Source organism: Candidatus Hydrogenedentota bacterium (assembly GCA_035450225.1).
Lineage (GTDB): Bacteria > Hydrogenedentota > Hydrogenedentia > Hydrogenedentales > SLHB01 > DSVR01.
Genome location: DAOTMJ010000089.1, coordinates 1 through 5,007 on the forward strand (window position 1 = coordinate 1; position 5,007 = coordinate 5,007).

The window sequence follows — 5,007 nt, forward strand, 5'->3', positions numbered from 1 at the left end:
TATCCACTTTAGCCGGCGAAGCACTTAACACACCCGGCGCAAAATATATTATTGTAGCGCATAATCATCCGTCCGGCAACCCCTCTTTTTCCGTTCAAGACAGAAAGATGCACGAACGCCTGGAAAATCTACTGGCCGGCTCCGGCGTTACGCTGATGGACAGCATTGTCGTTACTCAAGAACACTACGCCGCCTACAATGAAAGTTTTGGTCATTTTGCCGGCACCACTCCCGATGTCCCCGGTAAAGTCAACGTCCCGGTATTACGCCGCGTGTTCGAAACCGCGGAAGTCAACGAAAAAATATCTTCCACTGTGGACGCCTATAACATTGCCCGCCGCTATATACCGCAAGGCGGCGCGCTCTTACTCAATAATCAGAACCAACTGGCCGGCACGCTCACGATTACCGATTACAGTAAAATCCGTGGCGAGGCACAAAAAGAAATACTGCAAGCATTGGAAAAACATAACGCCAGTGTTGTGATTATATTTACACCCGACAAAATAATGTCCCCGCAAGAAGCGGCAAACCTTAAAAAGTTTTTCGTCGACGCGACCGGGGAAATAAAACTATTGGATATACTCGATCGAACCGGCTCTAAAAGGGAAGACGGCACGTTGCCGGATTATGCATCTGGCGAATTCCTTTCTGTGTCCGAAACGGCGGAAGATCTCACGGCCAAAGTAACCGCCGCTGCCGGCCGCAAAGTATCGCGCGCCGTGGAAATTGCCACCGGGCGCATGTCCACCGACGCCAAACCAACTATCGATAAACTGAAAAAACACTGGCGCGAATTCTGGCAACCCTTCTCGACGCTTAACGACGGCGGTAAGGCGCTCACCGCCCGCTATCAGGCGATGGGCAACGTCGCCAAAGCCGTGCGCTTTATCGACAAACTGAAAACGGAACTTGACGCCTACCCGCCGGAAGTCAAAAAAGATATGTTCTGGTATCTCAATGGCGATATCCCGGTGGAATACCTGCCCGACGAGGCGCGCGAAATGGCGCAAAACATCAAACGCCGCACGGAAATCATCGGCGAAATGCTCGTTGACCGCGGCATTCTCACGCAGGAAACCTTTGACAAACACAAAGGTAAATACGTTCACTATATGTATGCCAAACATATCGTGGGTGAAGATGGAGATATCGGCGTTATGCCTTCCGGGAAACTGGATCTTTCCTACACACTGGCCCGCAATCCAAACCTGACGACAAAACAACGCCGCGAGCTGGGCCTGATCGAAGACGCCTCCGTCGCTGTGCCGGTCGGCATGGGCAAGGCGCTGACGGATATCGCGAAATTCGATTTTCTGGAAACGATCGCCAATAATCCCGAATGGGTATGGCAACCCTCCGTCGTGCGCGTCGCCATCGGCGCGAAACTCAAAGAACCGATCCACGGCCGCACCCGCCGCTACGTTACCATGAGCGTGGGCAAACTAATTGATCAGGTGAAAATCTACAACGAAATGATGCGCACCGCGCCTTCGCCCGACGTGAAAGAAATCCACGATACCCTCGCCGCCGCGCTGGATCGCGCGCAAACCAAAGCGCAGAAAGCGCCGGAAGATTATGTGGAACTGCCCAACACCCGCCACTACGGCCCGCTGGCCGGCGCGTTTGTGGCGAAGCCAATCGCCGACGATCTCAAGCCGGTAATGGATATCACCGCCGACCAGGGCGCGCTATTCAATACCATGCTGCAAATCCACCGCGAAGGCATGGCGTATTTCAAAATGGGCAAAGTGGCGCTGAACGTGCCTACCGCGACGCGCAATATTGTATCCAACATCATCCAGCAGAACATGCGCGGCCGCTCGTTGCCGAATGTAATAAAAGATATTATCTCCGGCATCGAATCATTTAAAGCTCAAGATAAGATATACGAGGAAGCGTTCGGCATGGGCATGTTTCATACCAACTGGTTCACCACGGAAATTAACGACGTGTTGAACGAATTCCGCAAGGCCGAAACCGGCCGCTGGGATAAGGTGATTACCGCCGCAAAAAATCTGGCCAAGTATTACGGCCGCATTGATGATATCGCCAAACTAGCTATATTCAAACAGATGCGGCAATCCGGCGCGAGTATTGACGAAGCCGCGCTCGAAGCGATGAAATGGGGCATGGATTATTCGCTGACTTCCCGATCCGTCAAAGGGCTGCGCCAAACAATCGTGCCCTTCGTTTCCTACCAATACAAAATCGCGCCCTTAATCGCCGAGTCATTGATCAAGCGGCCCTGGGTATTAGCCAAATTCGCGCTCATCTATCCGGCAGCTAAAATGCTGGCGATGGCACTGCACGACCTGGACGACGATGATTGGGAAGACCTGGAAAAACAGCTACCCGCCTATATCAAAAACGCCGGCTCTGTGATGATCCTGCCGTGGAAATCCCCCGCCGGACATTGGCAGTGGGTAAATATGGAATACTTCTTTCCCTGGGGCAACTATCTAGAATTATTCAGAAACGCCAAAGATTTGGACACCGGCGGCACAATGCGCGATTTGGGCATATCCAATCCGTTCTTAGGCCTTTTCTATACCGGACTTTCCGCGCGCGACGAAACCGGCCAGCCGCCCACGCATCCCTTCTACGGCACGCCCATATACAACCAGCTTGATCCCGCGCCAATCAAAGCGGCAAAATATCTGGAATATGTGGTAAACACCTGGATGCCCGCTATGCTTACCAGACAAGGCGCGGCAGGTTATACAGGTAAAGCAATTATGGGCAAGGAAGACCGCTGGGGCAAGCGCGTAACCGTGCCGCAAGCACTCGCCCGCTGGTTTGGCGTGAATATCGTTTCCGTATCCCCGGAACAAAGCCGCGCCCAAATATCCGTCCGCCTGCAGGATATGCACAAGGAAATGGCCCGCGTAGAAGCCGATCCCTCACGCAGCGAAGCGGAAAAAAACGCTTACCGCCGCCGTTTTGATAAGGCCAAAGCGGAGCTTGCCGAGCAGGCCCCGGCCGCCATACTTCCGATCACGAAAGCCAAAGGCAACGATCCGGTATATAACGCGCTGCGGGAAATGGCCGCGCAGGGCATACTCAAATCTTCGCCGCCGGCACGCACGATGAACATCAACGGCATATCAATCAAAATGAGCATGGAGCAATACCGGGATTATCTGGACACATCCAGCGATATCGCCCGGCGTAAACTAAGTGCCTCTGTCACTTCGCCCGCGTGGGCGGAAATGCCCGCCTGGCGCAAGACGGAATTGGTGAACAAGATCATCACCACCGCGCGCAAACAGGTGCGCCAAAGAGTTAAAGCCCAAATGCTGCGCGAACACCGCGATAAGCTCATCGAAGCGCGCCGGGCAAAACGGCAAAACACGCTTGCATTTTGAGGAAAATATGATTTAATTAACACAAATAAAAGAGCCGCCGGCCTGATGAACCGGCCAAGGCCTAAAAAATTAAAGCCCTGGATTGCGAGGCGTTTAACGCCTGGGCAGTCCGGGGCTTTTTTTATTGGGCGCGAAACCAAACCAAACCATACGTAAAACAGGAGGTCCAATATGGTGAACAATCACACAATAAGTTTCCCCTTCGACGAATCCGATCTGCAACGCAAAATAGCGTATGACGCCAGCAACCGCCCGGAATATATCGGCCGCGCGCGCGCCGGCGCTACCGCAACCGCCGCAGAATGGCAAATCCAAAAAATAACCTATGATCCGGCCTCCGGCCTGTGCACGGCGATTCAGTTTGCCAACGGCGTCAATGACTATAACGCCGTCTGGAACGACCGCGCCACTTATAACTACTCTTAAAGGAGGCCAATCATGAAAACTATTCCCGATCTGATGGCCTTATACGCGATAATCTACGGCGGCCAGATTTCCGGCGCGCAAATCGGCCTGCCCGATAAAACCCCGGTGAACGCTGTGGCCGCAAAGGCAATCCTGACCTTTACCGGCAACGCCGAAGATAACGAAACAATCAAAATCGGCTCCGCAATTTATACCTTCCAGGAAGCTATCGCCGAAGGCGGCGCGCGCGCCAAAGCCGACCTGACTTTTGTAGGTGTAGCCGCCAACGGCGAAACAGTAACCGTGGATGATATTGCCTATGAATTTGTTACCGCACTTACCGAAGCGAAAGCCGCCGGCACGCTTACCGTAGCCGCTGGAGGAAGCAAAATCCAGGACGGCAATACCGTAACGATAGGCGAAAAAACCTATACATTCAAAACCAACCTGACGCCCGAAGAAGGCGAAGTGCTGATCGGCGCCGACGATACCGCCGCCCTGGCCAATCTCAAAGACGCGATTAACCGCGACACGCCCGCCGAAAAAGACGGAGTAAAATATAAAGTAGCCGCCGCGCACCCGGACGTGGAAGCCACGGCCAGCAACGCCACGACATTGAACGTATCCGCGCGCGTAATCGGCGCGGCCGGCAATCTGATTGACACAACCGAAACGGAAGAAAACGAAGCAACCGATGTGGCCTGGGGAGCCGCCAACCTCAGCGGCGGCGCGGACGCCGTGCCTAATGAAGTGCTGGTGGAACTCACCGCCGAAGGCTGCATTGATAATCTGGTGGCCGCATTTACCGGCGGCGCCGGCGAAGGCGTCAAATACTCCACCGGAACCGTCGAACATGCCAGCGTAACGGCATCCAAAGCCGCCGCCGACACTTTCCGAGTTACCGCTGACGAAATAGGCGACGTAGGCGACGCGATCGAAGTGGCTACCGACATCACCAATGCCTCATGGTCCGGCACAAACCTTGCCGGCGGAGAATTAGGCGAAGCGCCCTATGACGTGCTGATCGGCGCCACGGCCGAAGACTCAATCGACAACCTGGTGGCCGCGATAAACAAAGCATCCGGCGAAGGCACAACCTACGGCACGGACACACCCGCGCATCCCGACGTTACCGCCGCGAAAACCGCCAGCGACAAATTGACTATCACCGCAAAAATTAAAGGAACGGCCGCCCACGCGCTTGATCTCGACTCCACTGTGGCCGCCGCGGCAT

At 54.4% G+C, this 5,007-nt stretch carries 3 protein-coding genes; all 3 read left to right on the forward strand.

Annotation, left to right across the window (positions count from 1 at the left end; translation table 11 throughout):
- Nucleotides 1-47: 47 nt before the first annotated feature.
- The gene (locus P5540_19675; GenBank protein HRT67033.1) at nt 48-3,368 is read left to right on the forward strand and encodes a JAB domain-containing protein; all 3,321 of its coding nucleotides are present in this window, start codon (nt 48-50) and stop codon (nt 3,366-3,368) included.
- Between the two features lie 171 nt (nt 3,369-3,539).
- Nucleotides 3,540-3,794 carry a hypothetical protein gene (locus P5540_19680; protein ID HRT67034.1) on the forward strand — a complete coding sequence of 85 codons (255 nt, stop codon included), beginning with the start codon at nt 3,540-3,542 and terminating at the stop codon, nt 3,792-3,794.
- A gap of 33 nt (nt 3,795-3,827) precedes the next feature.
- Nucleotides 3,828-5,007, forward strand: a 1,180-nt coding sequence (locus tag P5540_19685) for a hypothetical protein (GenBank protein ID HRT67035.1), incomplete at its 3' end; no start/stop codon positions are given.